We start from the raw sequence: 15,949 nt of genomic DNA, 5'->3' as shown, positions 1-15,949 counted from the left end.
CAGACTAATCCGGCCAGTTCCACGCCGGCTCATCCAGCATCCTTTGCCCGACAATGCCGGTCTGGCCGAGGTTTTTCTCCAGCACGATGCAATTGCATTCCGGGTCTTCCTGCAACGCTGAAATCAACCGCCGCGCATGAGACACCACCCACACCTGGCACTGCTCCGAGGCACGGATAATCAAGCGTGCCAAGGCAGGCAACAGGTCCGGATGCAGACTGGTTTCCGGCTCGTTCAGCACCATCAACGTGGGCGGGCGTGGTGTCAGCAGTGCGGCGACCAGCAGCAAATAACGGAGTGTGCCATCCGATAATTCGGCGGCCGATAACGGCCGCAATAGCCCTTCCTGATAAAACTCGATGGAAAACCGTCCGCCGGCCAGCGATTCGATGTGGAGTCTCGCACCGGGAAAGGCGTCGCTGATCGCGGTTCGCAGCGCCTCGGGGTCGCCGATTTCAATGATGGTCTGCAAGGCGGCCGCCAGGTCGCGACCGTCGTGGTGCAACACGGGTGTGCGGGTGCCGAGTTGCGGTTGGCGCACGGGCGCGTCGGCGTCACTGCGAAAGTGATCGTAGAAGCGCCAGCGACGAATGAACTCGCGTAATTCCAGAACCTCCGGCGAAGAACGCAAGCTGCCGACCTGGTCGAACAGGCTGTCGAAGTTCGGTGTGTGTTGGGCAAGCACGTCCCAGCTGCGATTGGCTCGGGCGCGGATCATCGGGCCGTTGCGATCCACCAGCAGGCTGGCCGGACGATAGATCGGCCCGGCCCAGACGCATTCACGCTTGATTTGCGGGTCCAGGCTGAAACGCGACGGAATAGGGAGAGGGTGTTCGGGCAGCATGAAGTGGCCGTTGGAATCGGGCAGCCCAAGACTGATCGAATAGCTGAAATCCTCACCGGCAAACCCCAGCCGCAGTCGTTTGACGCCGTGTCTCACCGTTGCCTCGACCGGGACTTCACCATTGCGCATGCGTCGGGTGATGTTTTCCGGCCCGGCCCAGAAGGTCGAGTCCAGCCCACCCTCACGGGCCAGCGCATTGACCACGCCACCCTGAGCGGTTTCCGCCAGCAGGCGCAGGGCGCGGTAAAGGTTGGATTTGCCGCTGCCATTCGGGCCGGTAATCAGGTTCAACCGACCCAGCGGGATGACCAACTTATTGATCGAACGGTAATTGGCTACGGCGAGGGTGTTGAGCATGTGGGTTCCTTGGGCCGGATCAATCGGCGAGCATTGTCGGGTACGCGCAGGCGTCTACGGCAAGTGTTTTCAGCAGAAACCATTACAAATTTTTTCTTCATAAGTCGGGCGTGCAAGGTTACAACTGTGTTCTAAGCTTTCTGTCGAGTTGCCCATAAAAAAGGCCAAGGAGTTTGCATGGCGGTTCCCGGATTGAAAGTCATCCTGGCCTTGAGCGTCGTCACTCTGCTGACGGCGTGCGATAAAAAAGAACCCGTAAAGGAATACTTGCCACGGGTGTTCATACAAGTCGTCCAGCCGGCGGATTACGCCGCCGCGGTGACCCTCACCGGTGACATCCAGGCTCGGATACAGACCGAGCTGTCGTTCCGCGTGGGCGGCAAGATCATCGAGCGTTCGGTCGATGTCGGTGACCGGGTGACGGCCAAACAAGTGCTGGCCCGGCTCGATCCCAAGGACTTGCAGAGCAGTGTCGATTCGGCCCAGGCCCAAGTGGCCGCCCAACAGGCGCTGGTCAAACAGAATGCCGCAGCGTTCGTGCGCCAGGAAAAACTCCTGCCCAAGGGCTACACCAGTCAGAGCGAATACGACGCGGCCCAAGCGGCGTTGCGCAGCAGTCAAAGCGCCTTGAGCGCGGCTCAGGCGCAGTTGGCCAATGCCCGCGATCAACTGAGCTACACCGCACTGATCGCCGATGCGCCCGGCATCATCACCGCACGTCAGGCTGAAGTCGGCCAGGTGGTGCAGGCAACGATGCCGATTTTCAGCCTGGCTCGCGATGGCGATCGGGACGCGGTATTCAACGTTTATGAAGCGCTGCTGGCCGACAAGCCGACGGATGACACCATTGTCCTCAGCTTGCTTGATAACCCCGAGATCAAAACCACTGGCACCGTGCGCGAAGTGACCCCGGCAGTGTCCGCACAGTCCGGCACTGTGCAGGTCAAGGTAGGCCTCGACAGCCTGCCGCCGGGCATGCAACTGGGTTCGGTGGTGAGCGCCACGGCCAAGGGTGCGGGCAAGTCGGCGGTCGAACTGCCGTGGTCGGCCCTGACCAAAAATATCAGTGAGCCCGCCGTCTGGCTGGTCGACGACAAGGGGCAGGCCCAGTTGCACAGCGTCACGGTTGGCCGCTACCTGACAGGCAAGGTCATCATCAGCAAAGGGCTTACAGGTGGGGAAAAAGTCGTGATCGCCGGGGGGCAGCTGTTGCACCCGGGCATGGAAGTCGAGATTGCCGAAAATACTTATAAGGATCAGAGTTGGGGAGCCAAGCCATGAAGCCTTTATGGGCGTTGTCCCTTGGGCTGGTGCTGAGCGCCTGTTCCAAAAACGAACCGCCACCGGAGCCGATACGTCCCGTGCTGTCAGTCAAGGTCAAGGCCTTGAACGAAGAGGATCTGGGCCGGTTTGCCGGTAGCATCCAGGCACGCTACGAAAGCAATACCGGGTTTCGCGTGGGTGGGCGAATTGCCAGTCGTAACGTGGATGTCGGGACCGAGGTCGCGAAGGGCACGCTGCTGGCCACGCTTGACCCTTCCGACCAGCAAAACCAATTGCGTTCGGCCCAGGGCGACCTGGCGAAAATCCAGGCGCAACTGATCAATGCCCAGGCCAACGCCGAGCGGCAGCAGTCGTTGTTTGATCGCGGGGTCGGCGCGCAGGCGCAACTGGATGATGCCCTGACTCAGCTGAAAACCACCCAGGCTTCCCTCGATCAGGCCAAGGCGGCGGTCAACCAGAGCACAGATCAACTCGGCTATACCGAATTGCGCTCCGACCATAAAGCCGTGGTCACTGCGTGGAACGCCGAGGCCGGGCAAGTGGTGACCGCCGGCCAGCAAGTGGTGACCCTGGCGCAACCGGACATCAAGGAAGCGGTGATTGACCTGCCCGATACCCTGGTCGATCAACTGCCCAAAGATGTGGTGTTCCAGGTTGCGGCGCAACTCAATCCGAACACCAACACCACCGCAATCATCCGCGAAATCGAACCCCAGGCGCAGAGCGCAACGCGCACCCGTCGCGCTCGCCTGACCCTGGCCGAAACGCCGGAAGGGTTCCGGCTGGGCACAGCGATCAGCGTCACCCTGAGTTCGGCGGTCAAGCCGCGTATCGAACTGCCCCTTACCGCGTTGCAGGAGGTCGACGGCAAACCCCGCATCTGGGTGATTGATCCCGAGAAAAAAACCGTTTCACCACGGGACGTCAATGTCATCAGCCGCACCGACAGCACGGTGACGCTGGCCGATGGCGTGAAAAACGGCGAGCGAGTGGTCAGTGCCGGCGTAAATAGCCTCAAACCGGGGCAACAAGTGAAATTTGACGAGGACAGTCAATGAAAGGGCCTTTCAACCTCTCCGAATGGGCCCTCAAGCATCAGTCGTTCGTCTGGTATCTGATGTTCGTCGCGTTGCTCATGGGTGTGTTTTCGTATTTCAACCTGGGGCGCGAAGAAGACCCTTCGTTCACCATCAAGACCATGGTGATCCAGAGCAAATGGCCGGGGGCGACCCAAGAGGAGACCCTTAAACAGATCACCGACCGCATCGAGAAAAAACTCGAAGAACTCGATTCTCTCGACTACGTGAAAAGCTACACGCGGCCCGGCGAATCCACGGTGTACGTGTACTTGCGCGACACCACCAGTGCCAAGGACATCCCGGAAATCTGGTACCAGGTCCGCAAGAAGATCAACGACATCCGCTTCCAGTTCCCGCAAGGCATACAGGGGCCGTCGTTCAACGACGAGTTCGGTGACGTCTTCGGGTCGATCTACGCTTTCACCGCCGACGGCCTGACCCTGCGTCAGTTGCGCGACTACGTGGAACAGGCCCGCATGGAAATTCGCGGTGTGCCGGGGCTGGGCAAAATCGAAATGGTCGGCCAGCAGGATGAAGTGCTGTACCTGAATTTCTCCACGCGCAAACTCGCGGCGCTGGGCATCGATCAGCGTCAGGTGGTGCAGAGCCTGCAATCGCAGAACGCCGTGACCCCGGCGGGTGTCATCGAGGCGGGGCCGGAGCGGATATCGGTGCGCACTTCAGGGAAGTTCGCCTCGGAGAAAGACCTGGCCGAAGTCAACCTCAAGCTCAACGACCGCTACTATCGTCTGGCCGACATCGCCGAAATCAAGCGCGGCTACGTCGATCCGACCTCACCGGAATTCCGCTTCAATGGCAAACCCGCCATCGGCCTGGCGATTGCCATGCAGACGGGCGGTAACGTCCAGGCCTTCGGCAAGGCCTTGCACGAGCGTATCGACCAACTGACCGCCGACCTGCCGGTGGGTGTTGGCATCTACAACGTCTCGGATCAGGCCGTGGTGGTGGAGGAGGCCGTTGGCGGCTTTACCCGTGCGCTGTTCGAGGCGGTGATCATCGTGCTGGTGGTCAGTTTCATCAGCCTCGGTGTGCGTGCCGGGCTGGTGGTGGCGTGCTCGATCCCGTTGGTGCTGGCGATGGTGTTTGTGTTCATGGAGTTCAGCGGCATCACCATGCAGCGGATCTCCCTTGGCGCACTGATCATTTCCCTCGGCCTGATGGTGGACGACGCGATGATCACCGTGGAGATGATGGTCATGCGCCTGGAAATGGGCGAGACCAAGGAGCAGGCGGCCACGTTTGCCTATACCTCCACCGCGTTCCCGATGCTCACCGGTACGCTGGTGACGGTGGCGGGGTTTGTGCCGATCGGCCTGAACGCCAGCTCCGCCGGTGAGTACACCTACACGCTGTTTGCGGTGATTGCCTGCGCGATGCTGGTGTCTTGGGTGGTGGCGGTGCTGTTTGCGCCGGTGATCGGCGTGCACATCCTCAGCACCAACGTGAAACCTCACACAGGCGAACCCGGGCGCATCGGCAAAGCCTTCAATGGCGGCATGCTGTGGTGCATGCGCAATCGCTGGTGGGCCATTGGCATCACCGTGCTGTGTTTTGTGCTGGCGTTGTTTTGCATGCGCTATGTGCAGAACCAGTTCTTCCCGTCTTCGGATCGCCCGGAAATCCTGGTCGACCTGAACCTGCCGCAAAACGCCTCGATTGAAGAAACCCGCCGGGCCGTCGATCGTCTAGAAGCCACGCTCAAGGACGATCCGGATATCGTGCGCTGGAGCACCTACATCGGTCAGGGCGCGATCCGTTTCTATCTGCCTCTGGACCAACAACTGCAAAACCCGTTCTATGCACAGTTGGTGATCGTCAGCAAAGGCAAGACCCGTGAGGCCATGATGGAGAAGCTTCGCGAGCGCTTGCGCAACGACTTCGTCGGCATCGGCGGTTATGTCCAGGCACTGGAAATGGGCCCGCCAGTAGGGCGTCCGATCCAGTACCGCGTCAGCGGCAAAGACATCGATCAAGTGCGCCGGCATGCCATCGACCTGGCCTCCGAACTGGACAAGAACCCGCACGTTGGCGAGATCATCTACGACTGGAACGAACCGGGCAAAGTACTGCGCATCGACATTGCCCAGGACAAGGCGCGGCAGTTGGGGCTGTCTTCCGAAGATGTGGCCAACCTGATGAACGGCATCGTCAGCGGCCAGGCGGTGACCCAGGTCGATGACGATATCTATCTGATCAACGTAGTCGGTCGTGCAGTGGACTCCGAACGTGGTACGCCGGAAACCCTGCAGAACCTGCAAATCGTCACGCCTAGCGGCACGTCGATTCCGCTGCTGGCGTTCGCCACCGTGCGCTACGAACTGGAGCAGCCGCTGGTGTGGCGTCGCGATCGCCTGCCGACCATCACCATCAAGGCGGCGATACGCGACGAGGTCCAGCCGACCGACCTGGTGAAAATCCTCAAGCCGTCCATCGATGCCTTTGCCGCCAAGCTGCCGCCCGGGTACAAGGTCGCCACCGGCGGTACGGTCGAGGAAAGCGGCAAGGCCCAAGGGCCGATTGCCAAGGTTGTACCGTTGATGCTGTTCTTGATGGCGACGTTCCTGATGATCCAGTTGCACAGCGTGCAGAAGATGTTCCTGGTCGCCAGCGTCGCGCCGCTGGGTTTGATCGGCGTGGTGCTGGCGTTGGTGCCAACCGGTACGCCAATGGGCTTCGTGGCGATCCTGGGGATATTGGCGTTGATCGGCATCATCATTCGTAACTCGGTGATTCTGGTGACCCAGATCGATGAATACGAGAAGAATGGCTATGCGCCGTGGGACGCAGTGGTCGAAGCCACCGAGCATCGACGCCGGCCGATCCTGCTGACGGCCGCCGCCGCGAGCCTGGGGATGATTCCGATTGCACGGGAAGTGTTCTGGGGGCCGATGGCTTACGCGATGATCGGCGGGATTGTCATCGCGACCTTGCTGACGCTGCTGTTCTTGCCGGCGCTTTATGTGGCCTGGTACAAAATTCGCGAGCCGAAGAAAGAGGTGGCTTAAAAAAAGCGAGCGCTTCGCGCTCATCGCGAGCAGGCTCGCTCCCACAGTGACCGCGTACCCCTGTAGGAGCGAGCCTGCTCGCGATGGCGTCCTGACGGCCTACACAGCTCTACGCCATACACTCGCCAACCAAGGCTGCTGCTCCCGCGGCAGCCCCGCCGGCCGATAGTAATGCTCCAGCTCCACAAACCCCGCCTCGGTCAGCAGTTGCTGCCACGCCGCAAGATCGTGATAAGCCCCATACCGCGGCCCATTCCAGCCTTCCTGATTCTCCCCGCGAGGATTGGAGCTGAACAACACCCCACCCGGTTTCAACGCCCCACGCAATTGCTTCAACACTCGCGGCAATTCCTGACGCGGGATGTGAAACAGCACCGCGTTGGCAAAAATTCCGTCGAAGCGCTCGTCCGGTAAATCAAGCTTCAAAAAGTCCTGCTGCCAGACCTCGCAACCGCTGTCCTCACGCGCCATCTGCGCAAACTTTTCCGACCCGTCGAGGCCGACGGCGGTATGCCCCATGCGCGTGAAGGTTTGCAGATCGCGGCCGGGACCACAGCCGAAATCGAGAATGTCGAACGGTGCCTCGCCTTGAATATGCCGCAACAGGGCATCGATGTTCTGGCTGACATCGTGATCACGAGTGCCTTCGCGAAAATCTTCGGCCACCGAGTTGTAATGGCCCAGGGTGGTGGCGGTGATCTGCTGGAGGTCGTCGGGGGTCTGTTTCATGGGCGGCTGCGCAGGCAATTGGGGTTTGTCGAATATACGCCATGAGGCCGGTGGCTGCTGCGCAGCCAATCGCGAGCAGGCTCGCTCCCACAGTGGATTTTTGTCGAACACAAGTTTTGTGTTCACTGCAGATCAACTGTGGGAGCGAGCCTGCTCGCGAAAGCGGTGTAACTGACAACCAATGACTCAGCCCTGCTTCATCCCCAGGCAATCAATCGAGCGATCCACCATGGCTTTGGCGATCTCCAACAAATGCCAGACCGAAAACACCATGGCGCGTTCCGCACCTTTGAGGTGATCACCACACTGATACGCCGTCACCGAAGCACAGCGCAGCAGATCGGCGACATAAAGCTGGGTGTCTTCGAAACTCACGTCTTTGCTGACGTTGTAGAAGCGCAGTTCATCGGGCGGTGAGGGTTGATCGCCAGTGAGGTAGAAATCAATGGCACGGTAGAGCGCTGATCGATCCCTGGGCGGGTCTTCAGTACCGGTTTCGTTGGTGGAGGTTTCGGGAGGTGGATCGGGTACGGATTTCTTCATTGGTAAAACTCCTAGAGCTAATTGGAGCCAACCGATATCGCGACTAAACGACCAGGGGTGGCGGCTGCACACAGGTTAGTCGACCGGCCTCCAGGCAATACCGGCGCACCCGAGGGTGCCCTGCGCACAGCCACCATAACTTTCAGGCAAGGAAAACACCTGGAACGAGGTGGCGCTGTGCGCCTAGAGAGATCCGGGCGACTAAACCCAATCACTGATGAGCAGTGACGGACCGAGACTAGCCACGGAAATTGACAGGCGCAAGCGAGCGGAATGATCTAGGAAACTTCCTGCAAATGAAAGGGAGCGGACCTTCGGAACCTCTGATTTTCCTGTACGAAAACTTCCCTTCTAGCGTCGGTTATTGCCCATCTCGTTCGCCGACGCAGTTCTCTGAAAATCGGAAAGGTCTCGCTGTATTCGAAGACCCTTCCTACATCAATCCTTTTTCCCCGTTGGTACCTTGCCCGCCCATTTCGCGTGCACAGACCATGGACGGTTTGGACATCGCGCTTCATTTCCTCTTTGCTTAAGGATAAGCGTATGTTCGGTTCGGCCAACACGGCGCATTTCACGCTACACATCCCTGCTGTTCGCAATGATTTCAAAGTCCTCGCCTTCGACGGTGTCGAGGCCATCAGTGCCTTGTACGCGATCCAGGTTGAACTGGTCAGCGAAAACCCGGATTTCGATCTGGAAAGCTTGCTCAGCCAACCCGCATTTCTCCAGTTCGGTCATAACGGCGAAGGCATTCACGGCCGTATCGAAGACGCGCTCGTCGGAGAGTCCGGCAAACGCCTGACCCGCTATCAGCTGACCCTGGTGCCAGCGCTTCACTATTTGCAGTTCAGTTACGACCAACGGATTTTCCAGCACCTGACCGTGCCGCAAATCATTACCAAGGTGCTCAAAGGTCACGGCATTCAGGCCGATGCGTTTACCTTCCATGTCAGTACCAGCGCCGAGCGCGAGTACTGCACGCAGTATGGGGAAAGTGATTACGAGTTCGTCCAGCGGCTGTGTGCCGAAGACGGCATCGCATGGCATTTCCAGCATTCCCTGCAAGGCCATGTGCTGGTGTTCACCGACGACCAGACCTGGTTTCCCAAACTGGGCGAAACCGCTTATCAACAAGACTCCGGCATGGTGGCTGACGAACCGGTCGTCAGCCAGTTCTCGATGCGCTTCAGCACCCGTACCAGCACCACCACGCGCCGCCACTACGACTTCCAACGCCCGAATCTGCTGCTGGAAAACCGCTTCACGGCCGAGTTCACGCCTGAGCTTGAAGACTACCGTTACCGGGTTTTGCTCGATAACGAACAGCGCGGCAAACAACACGTTCGCCAGGCCCTGGAGCGGCACCGTGCCGATTACCAGTTGATCGAGGGCCAGAGCGATCAGCCGAGCCTGCGCAGTGGCCACTTTTTTGACCTGACCAATCACCCCCGAAAAGCCCGCAACGACTTGTGGCTGTTGCTCAGCGTGACGCACTGCGGAAAACAGCCTCAGTCATTGGAAGAGGCCATCACCAGCGACGTCCAACCCGCAGACGGCTTTACACAAGGCTACCGCAACAGCTTTAGCGTCCTGCCATGGGACGTGATTTACCGGCCGCCGATGCGCTCACGCAAAACGCTACTGGTGAGCCAGACCGCCCGCGTCACCGGACCTGCCGGCGAAGAGATCTACTGTGATGAACATGGTCGCGTGAAGGTCGAACTGCCGTGGGACCGGGCCGAACTCAACAGTGAGAAAAGCAGCTGCTGGCTGCGCGTCTCGACGCACTGGGCGGGTCCACATTTTGGTGCGATGACGATTCCGCGTGTCGGCATGGAAGTCATCGTCACCTTTCAAGACGGCAATCCCGATCATCCGTTCATTACCGGGTGCGCGCCGAACAAGGTCAATGCGGTGCCATACCCCTTGCCCGAACACAAAACCAAAACCGTCCTGCGCAGCCAAAGCTCCCCGTACAGCGGTGGTTACAACGAACTGTCGCTTGAAGACCGCGCAGGGCAGGAGAAAATCTACCTGCGCGCCCAACGCGACCTCGAACAACTGATCCTCAACGACAGCGATACCCAGATTGGCAATGACCGCCGCGAACAGATCACCCATGACAGCCACAGCCTGATCAGCAACGACCGCTTCGAACAGGTCGACAACCACAGCGCCGGCCTGATCAAGGGCGACGAGTTGCACACCACCGAAGGTGCGCGCAACACCGTGATCGGCGGCAACGAATTGATCACCATCAGCGGCAACAGCAGCACGACGGCAGAAGGCACGCTGGTGATTCAGGCCGGGCCTCAGGCTCATGTCACCGCCAGCCATGTGGTGATCAAGGGCGATTCGAGCTTGACGATTGAGTGTGGCGGTCAGCACATCGTGATCAACGCCGCCGGTATTTTCAGCAGTGTGGTTATTGTTCAGGGTGGGGCGCCGATGGCCGGGGTTCCACCCACTTCGGCGCTATCGGCTGAGCAGGCCGCATCTATCGCTCTTCAAGTGCCCTTGTTACCTCCAACGCAGCGTTTGGCCTTGATGGCCAAAAAGCCGATCTGTGCGGTTTGCGAAGCCGATCAACTACAGGGGGGGCAAGCCAATGTTTGAGTTACCACCACTGCCGGATGATTTGCCTTGGACAATGCCTGCCTACTTGCTCCTGGACGGTGTCAGCGCGTCAAAACTGGCGCACCGTCTGCTCCGCTGGGATAACCCGGCAGTTTGTCTGTACCAAGGCTCCCGATTGCGGGAACTGTCGGACATCTCACCCTATTTGATCTCGCTCAAAGGTGCGCACGATCCATTGCTGGCGTACTACCAGGAAAACGCCGCACTTGAATGGGGCTATCTGCTGTTCAGCGCCGTTGACGCGTTAATGCTCAGTAAGCATTGGCGTCGCCTGCTGACCGTCGAACACCCGAGTGGTATTGAGGTCATGCCGCGTATCGCCGACCCGGCGGTCATGCATCAATTGCTCGGTCTTGCACAGCAAGCACAAAGCGCACGCTGGTTTGGTCCTATCGAACACGTGTGTTTGCCTGATGCCCTTCAAGCGACATGGCACCAGCACGCACGTCCCGCTCACGCAGCGCCAGAACCTTGCGACACCTATCGGCTGACAGACCAGGAACTCACGGCGCTAGGGGAGGTTGAGTTTCGTCGTTCGGTGTTGGGTTTGAGTGAGCACTTGCACACGTATTTCCCCGAGTTTATGGCGTCATATCCGGCGCAGGAACGCCTGCGTTATGCCCAGCAAGTGGCTCAAGAGGCTTACCAGCAGGGCTTCACGTCGGAGCAGGAAATCACCCTTTACGCCAATGTTCTCGGTTACTTGGCCGGGCGACCGTTGACCGATCACGCGGACATTGTCGAGCTACTGACGGTATCAACCCAGCATTCCCCTCTGACGCGTGTGCAACGCGCTGCCGAACTGGCTCAAAGCCGGGCCGCAGACCCACAAGGGAGCCGACAATGACTGCCCAACAACCGCCAAAAAACAGTGCCAATACCGCCGCCATGGCCAAGAGCGCCAAGGACGTCCGCTCCCCGGTAGGGCAATGCTCGTTGATGAGCAAAAAAGTGCAGTTGCTGCCGTTGCGTTACGGGTTGGTCGAATACCTTGACCCATCCTCCGAACTGTCCATGCCGTTCACACTGGACAGCCAGCCCCTCGGTATCCGGTTGTTGCGTGATGGCTTCCTGTACCTCATCGACACCGGCACGGGCCATCTGCATGAATACGCCCTTGAACAAGGGCAGATCACCAAACTGCTATGGAACAGCCAAGAAGTCGCCGCCGACTCGCGCACCGCTTCGGTAGGTGATCCTCATTTGGTCTTTGTTCGGCAACACACCTTGTACGCCAGCTATTCGGAAATGCAGTGGACGGCGTACAAGTGCTCGCAAGTCCTGAAAAACAGCACCGAACGTGAACGCTTGATGCAACGCATCGATCTGGCGAGTGCTTGCCCGGTAAAGGGTGGGACTGACTTGCTGAGCAAACAGCAGGCCGAAAACTGGCTGGCGGAAGTGGCAGAGAACACTTCGCAAACTGATGCGAAGAAGGTATTGCCCGAAGGCGCCAACCCGCAAGAGCGTCAGCCGTATAGCTGGGAAGATACGCCGCTGTTTCAAGAAACAGCGATTGAAGCGTTCACCAGCCAGGTGCTCGGTCCTTATCAGGACGATTACCTGTTTTTGGTTTTGCGCGATGACATTGGCGTCATGCGCGATCTGGCCAGTGCACAACTGAAGGTGGCCGACTGGATTGAGCAATGGAGTGCCGACGACGAAGGTCAGCGGCAGTACCTCACGGGCGCTTACATCCAGTCTTTGTACGATGCGAGTCCAGCGCGACTGGAGGCGTTGAGCGCAACGGATCCTGGGGTTCAAGCCCTGACGCAGGACACCACGCCCGAGCAGCAGGCCGCGATTCAGGAGCACCTGCAAAAAAGACGCGAGTCGGGAGGGCCGAGTCAATACGACGATATCGCGTTTTGGCGAAACTCCCCTAATCCGGGGGTTCAGGCATGGTTCACCATGTACGACACCTTGGGTGAGGCTAAGTGGCAAAAACACGCCAAAACCATCGGCCAGCTTGAGCAACAATCGAAGGACGCCCTGTATGGCGAAAAAATCGGCCAGCGTGGAATCGATGATCTGGTCAACCGACCCGCGATGGAGGCCTTCGTCAGCCAGCAGCAAACCCTGCTGAGTCATTGGCATCAGCGGCTTCAGGCCATCCGCGAAGATCGTTTGAAGATGATTACCGGTGGCTATTTTCACCGTGCCGCCTGGTATTACGACTTCCAGCACGATGGGCTAATCAAGCATCGCCTGGAGACCGAATTCGTCTGCGTGGCCGCGCTGTGCTCGAATCGCGCGGCGACGGAAAAACTGGCCGCCTACCTGGAAAACAACCTGCTCACCGTCGTGCCTGGACTGGACACCCTGACACTGGCTGACCAGTTGGAGGTGGGCAAAAAGCTGGCGGACTTGAGCAGCTTCTCGATCAAAGTAGGCACGGCCCAGGAGAGTCTTGCCAACGTCAACCTGCTCGCCAACCAGTTCAACAGCCTGATGACCGAACGACTGCCCAACTTTGTGGATCTGAATACGCGGTTCAGGGGGCTGCAAAGTTTGCTTGATGGCGCCTACATCCCGGCGCATCAGCTCATTGCTGCAGACCAGCTAGACCGAGCGCACAGCGAATTTAAACGGAAACAGCTAATTGACCCCAACAACTTCATACGCGACATCGGCATCCCGGCACGCCTGCAATTGCTGCGTGAGTTCTCCCGCAGTGGTTTGACATTGCGGGCAGCGTCGGCCTCTGAAATTCAAGCGTTCAACCAGACCCGCGATGCCGCCCTCGACCTGCGGGGCCAGCTCAAGGACACCTACAAACAGCGCCAGCGCGAATTGTCGCGGCTCACCAATGGTCTTGTGGTTCCCGGCGGCGAGCAGGTTTACAACCAGCGCATCAATCAACTCAAGGCCAGGCTGGCGCCGTTGGAAGACAGCCTCAGCCGCGCCTTGACCGTCGGCAGCGGCAGCCCGGGGYAGATCGGCACGGTGGTCGATGGCATGGCGCCGCCACTGCGTGACGAAATGCACCGGACCGTGCGTGATTTTCGGGCGACAGGGACGTTTGGCAAGCCATTGGGTAGCGCGATGAAATCCGGGGGTGACGGGGTTGCGCTGTTGTTGTTTGTGTTTCAGGGGCAGAAGTTTGTTGAGGCGTTGAATGCGTTTAATAGAAAAACTGATCGATCGTTCTCTGACCTGGGCCCTATCGCTGAATCGTTCATTGGTATGTCGGCGGCCGGTTTTGCGGCGGTGCAAGGTCTGTCGGTGACGATCCTGCAAGCGCATATCGAGCAAATGGACAGTGCCGCTGGCAAGCTCAATACCATGAGTCGCCTGGGGCGCTGGGCCGGTATTGCAGGGGATGCGGCTTTTGTATTCGGTGCTTTGGCCGCCGCAATCGATTCAGGTAAACATTCTCAGCAATGGGCTAAAGCGTTGGCCGAAGGCAATTCCCAGGGCTTGGCGGCCACGACCCTGCAAATCGCCGGTGACGGCGTCCTGCTGGGCACCAATCTCTGGGGGGCTAAACACACGACGTCGATCATTAGCCAAATTCTAAAAAAACCCACCGAGCTGCGGGCCCTGGCCTGGGCCGAAGCCAGCCCACGACTGCTGAGTATCGGCGTGCGCGCCAACCTGGTCGGTCTGATCGGCACCGCCCTGCAACTAACGGGTGAAGGTTTTTATAACTACTTCAATCTGGACGCCCTGCAAAAATGGCTACAAGCCAGTGCCTGGGGGACGCAAAACCTGCAACGCAGCCTGCCGGATGACTGGAGCGCATTGGCGAAGGTGGTACAACAACCGACCTGCGAACTGATCCGCGACGATAAGCGCACCTACCTGAAACTGGTGCTGCCCGGTGTTCGTACACGGGAAATGGACAGCCGCCAATTGCAGTTGCAGGCGTATCAGCAAACCCGCGATCTGCATATCCCTCGCCCCTACAGCGCCCATTTACCGCCCGTGCGCTGGCAAGAGAGCAGCGCGGCGTGGGCCGCTGTTTCCTTGGTGGTCAGCCAGGAGGAAGAGGCTCTGACCCTTCATCTGCCACTCAGTGACTCTATGCAAACATCGGATTTTGCCCTGGCCCTCAACATTGGTTACCAACTGGAAACCGAGCGGGATTTGGTTCACCGCACCTGTTTTGTGCTGCGTGACCTGCGTATAGCGACGGAGCGGGGTGTACGCCTGCCAGCCAAGGGCCGGTATAAACTCGACCCGGTGGAGAGCTTGCCGAGCGGCACTGGCAAGGCTCCCTTCTGGTTGTTCACCCGAGAAGAAATGGCGACGGTCGATGTTTAAAAGCCTGTTCAAACGCAACAAAAAATCTGAAACCACGGATCCCGCACCGGATATTCGCAGCCAGCGACCCAGTGCCGGGCAACTGCGGATCAAGGGCTTGAATGAAACTTTGTTTCTGGCGCCGTTACCGGTGTACACCGGGCAGGCGCAAGTGTCTCGCCGTAATTTCTCACAGATGAACGAGACCTTTCTGGAGCTGGGCGGGAACAACCGGGGGATGGTTGAGCTGGGAAAAAGACTAGCGATCATGATCTGGATGGTTTTGTTCACCGCATTTGTAGTCCCTTGTTTTGTGATCATGCAGGGAGTGTTTTTCTATCCGGAAAATTTCCCTACACCGTTCAAGGATCTCATCGATGCGGTCAAGGTATTTTCCAGTTACATGCTTTTATCCATCCTCCCAATTGGAGCCATGGTTTACGGCATGCTCTCCAACGTCTGGGCCTCGGCCAAAAGCTACCCGGTCCGGTTCAACCGTCAACGCCGCGAAGTCTGCTACATCGACGACACCACCCACCGCGTCTTGATCGTCCCTTGGGAAAGCGTGGTGGCCTGGGTCGCGAGCAGTCAGGGCATCACCAGCTACGGCGCCATGCGCGATCACACCTTTGGCATGGGCCTGGAAGACGAAGCGCACGACACCGTGCAGTTTGTGCTGTCAGCCCAACCCAGCGATGCCCATGCGCTGGGCCTGTGGACGTCCATTCGTAACTACATGGAAGAGGGGGAGTTGGTGGATGCGCCCAACCCCATGCTCGTCATTTTGGGACTGACGCCGACCGAGGATGAACTCAAACCCTATGAGGGCCTGCATACCTTTGAGATCGAACGTAAAGGCGCACGCTTCATGGGTTCTTTAGATGACGATGGCGCGCACCTAACCGCCGAACAGCGACACCGTTACGGCTACGGAAAACGGACGCGCTGGCCTTTGCGCTGGTGGTACATCAGAAGAGTGCTGGTGTTCTGGAAAATGCCCTACCTGATCGCCGAATGGGCCCACCGCAAGGGTCGCCCGACGCTGCCCGAACAGGTGCAGGCCTGGTCCCAGCCGCTGCCTCCCGAACAATGGGCCAAACCCAGCCCGGCACTGCAAAAAGCCAACGCACAGGTGAAAACCGCCATGGACAAAAAAGGCGTGAACTTTGTCGATGCCTGCAAAGCGGCGGGGCTGCATTGAGTAC

Annotated in this window: 10 protein-coding genes; 7 read left to right on the top strand and 3 right to left on the bottom strand. The window is 58.9% G+C overall.

Annotation, left to right across the window (positions count from 1 at the left end; genetic code table 11):
- Positions 1-4 precede the first annotated feature (4 nt).
- Positions 5-1,201, bottom strand: coding sequence for an AAA family ATPase (locus tag AC1DWM_RS13530; protein ID WP_223514553.1), 1,197 nt, complete (start codon positions 1,199-1,201; stop codon positions 5-7).
- 177 nt (positions 1,202-1,378) lie between these two features.
- Here AC1DWM_RS13530 and AC1DWM_RS13525 point away from each other — a divergent pair, with 177 nt between their 5' ends.
- Genes AC1DWM_RS13525 through AC1DWM_RS13515 form a run of 3 tightly spaced genes read left to right on the top strand, consistent with a single transcriptional unit; the run spans position 1,379 to position 6,590 of the window.
- Entirely contained in the window at positions 1,379-2,482 is a 1,104-nt protein-coding gene (locus AC1DWM_RS13525; RefSeq protein WP_477795386.1) for an efflux RND transporter periplasmic adaptor subunit, read from the top strand.
- Positions 2,479-3,543 (top strand): efflux RND transporter periplasmic adaptor subunit, encoded by a 1,065-nt coding sequence (locus AC1DWM_RS13520; protein ID WP_223514556.1) that lies wholly within the window; start codon positions 2,479-2,481, stop codon positions 3,541-3,543. Before AC1DWM_RS13525 ends, AC1DWM_RS13520 begins: the two co-directional genes overlap by 4 nt.
- Positions 3,540-6,590 (top strand): efflux RND transporter permease subunit, encoded by a 3,051-nt coding sequence (locus AC1DWM_RS13515; protein WP_477795385.1) that lies wholly within the window; start codon positions 3,540-3,542, stop codon positions 6,588-6,590. The genes AC1DWM_RS13520 and AC1DWM_RS13515 overlap by 4 nt, the downstream gene beginning before the upstream one ends.
- Positions 6,591-6,689: 99 nt before the next feature.
- Here the strand turns inward: AC1DWM_RS13515 and AC1DWM_RS13510 are convergent, their stop codons facing one another.
- Both AC1DWM_RS13510 and AC1DWM_RS13505 read right to left on the bottom strand, forming a co-directional pair.
- Positions 6,690-7,319, bottom strand: a complete 630-nt coding sequence (locus AC1DWM_RS13510; RefSeq protein ID WP_223514560.1) for a class I SAM-dependent methyltransferase — start codon at positions 7,317-7,319, stop codon at positions 6,690-6,692.
- A 186-nt stretch (positions 7,320-7,505) separates the two neighbouring features.
- Positions 7,506-7,862 carry a DUF6124 family protein gene (locus tag AC1DWM_RS13505; protein ID WP_223514562.1) on the bottom strand — a complete coding sequence of 119 codons (357 nt, stop codon included), beginning with the start codon at positions 7,860-7,862 and terminating at the stop codon, positions 7,506-7,508.
- Between the two features lie 543 nt (positions 7,863-8,405).
- Between AC1DWM_RS13505 and AC1DWM_RS13500 the strand changes: the two genes are divergently transcribed.
- The 4 genes from AC1DWM_RS13500 to AC1DWM_RS13485 are packed head-to-tail and all read left to right on the top strand — an operon-like array spanning position 8,406 to position 15,945.
- Positions 8,406-10,478: a type VI secretion system Vgr family protein gene (locus AC1DWM_RS13500; protein ID WP_477795384.1), complete on the top strand. Its 2,073-nt coding sequence runs from the start codon at positions 8,406-8,408 to the stop codon at positions 10,476-10,478.
- Positions 10,471-11,346 carry a DUF4123 domain-containing protein gene (locus tag AC1DWM_RS13495; protein WP_477795383.1) on the top strand — a complete coding sequence of 292 codons (876 nt, stop codon included), beginning with the start codon at positions 10,471-10,473 and terminating at the stop codon, positions 11,344-11,346. Before AC1DWM_RS13500 ends, AC1DWM_RS13495 begins: the two co-directional genes overlap by 8 nt.
- Positions 11,343-14,765, top strand: a complete 3,423-nt coding sequence (locus AC1DWM_RS13490) for a toxin VasX (RefSeq protein ID WP_477795382.1) — start codon at positions 11,343-11,345, stop codon at positions 14,763-14,765. Before AC1DWM_RS13495 ends, AC1DWM_RS13490 begins: the two co-directional genes overlap by 4 nt.
- On the top strand, positions 14,758-15,945 hold the full coding sequence (locus tag AC1DWM_RS13485; RefSeq protein ID WP_477795381.1) for a hypothetical protein: 1,188 nt from the start codon (positions 14,758-14,760) through the stop codon (positions 15,943-15,945). The genes AC1DWM_RS13490 and AC1DWM_RS13485 overlap by 8 nt, the downstream gene beginning before the upstream one ends.
- Positions 15,946-15,949: the final 4 nt, after the last annotated feature.

The sequence above is a fragment of the Pseudomonas sp. P4_C8 genome (assembly GCF_056401975.1).
This window is presented reverse-complemented; position numbering and strand designations above follow the sequence as displayed.

Excerpts from the sequence above, each read along its gene's own strand:
- AC1DWM_RS13525 (WP_477795386.1), top strand. The coding sequence starts at position 1,379 with ATGGCGGTTCCCGGATTGAAAGTCATCCTGGCCTTGAGCGTCGTCACT.
- AC1DWM_RS13520 (WP_223514556.1), top strand. The coding sequence starts at position 2,479 with ATGAAGCCTTTATGGGCGTTGTCCCTTGGGCTGGTGCTGAGCGCCTGT.
- AC1DWM_RS13505 (WP_223514562.1), bottom strand. The coding sequence starts at position 7,862 with ATGAAGAAATCCGTACCCGATCCACCTCCCGAAACCTCCACCAACGAA.
- AC1DWM_RS13500 (WP_477795384.1), top strand. The coding sequence starts at position 8,406 with ATGTTCGGTTCGGCCAACACGGCGCATTTCACGCTACACATCCCTGCT.
- AC1DWM_RS13485 (WP_477795381.1), top strand. The coding sequence starts at position 14,758 with ATGTTTAAAAGCCTGTTCAAACGCAACAAAAAATCTGAAACCACGGAT.
- AC1DWM_RS13510 (WP_223514560.1), bottom strand. The coding sequence starts at position 7,319 with ATGAAACAGACCCCCGACGACCTCCAGCAGATCACCGCCACCACCCTG.
- AC1DWM_RS13515 (WP_477795385.1), top strand. The coding sequence starts at position 3,540 with ATGAAAGGGCCTTTCAACCTCTCCGAATGGGCCCTCAAGCATCAGTCG.
- AC1DWM_RS13495 (WP_477795383.1), top strand. The coding sequence starts at position 10,471 with ATGTTTGAGTTACCACCACTGCCGGATGATTTGCCTTGGACAATGCCT.
- AC1DWM_RS13530 (WP_223514553.1), bottom strand. The coding sequence starts at position 1,201 with ATGCTCAACACCCTCGCCGTAGCCAATTACCGTTCGATCAATAAGTTG.